Raw genomic sequence first — 314 nt, forward strand, 5'->3', positions numbered from 1 at the left:
TGTAAAAAGAATGAGAGATTGAGACTGGGAAAAGGATTTTTAGTCTATATAGAAAAGTATGCTTTCTAGAATTACTTAAAACTAAGCTTAATCACCAAGTAAGAACAATTCACTTTGTAAAACACTAGCTGTGTGTTTATCTTCAAAGTCATCTTCCTACAAGCTTTGCCAGCTTGGAACGAACAGAATTCGCTAAAGAATGTGCGATTCAGACTGGGAAACCCACATTTGATCCATATAGAAAAGTATGCTTTTTACCCTCTAGAACCACTTAAAACTAAGCTTATTGGCCAAGTAACAGCAATTCACTTTGC

1 protein-coding gene is annotated in these 314 nt (G+C 35.0%); it reads left to right on the top strand.

The features are described 5' to 3' along the window. Positions 1-132 precede the first annotated feature (132 nt). Positions 133-314, top strand: a 182-nt coding sequence (locus IF43_RS43360; protein WP_234332660.1) for a hypothetical protein, incomplete at its 3' end; no start/stop codon positions are given.

Source organism: Streptomyces sp. NRRL S-87, from assembly GCF_000719335.1.
Classification (GTDB): domain Bacteria; phylum Actinomycetota; class Actinomycetes; order Streptomycetales; family Streptomycetaceae; genus Streptomyces.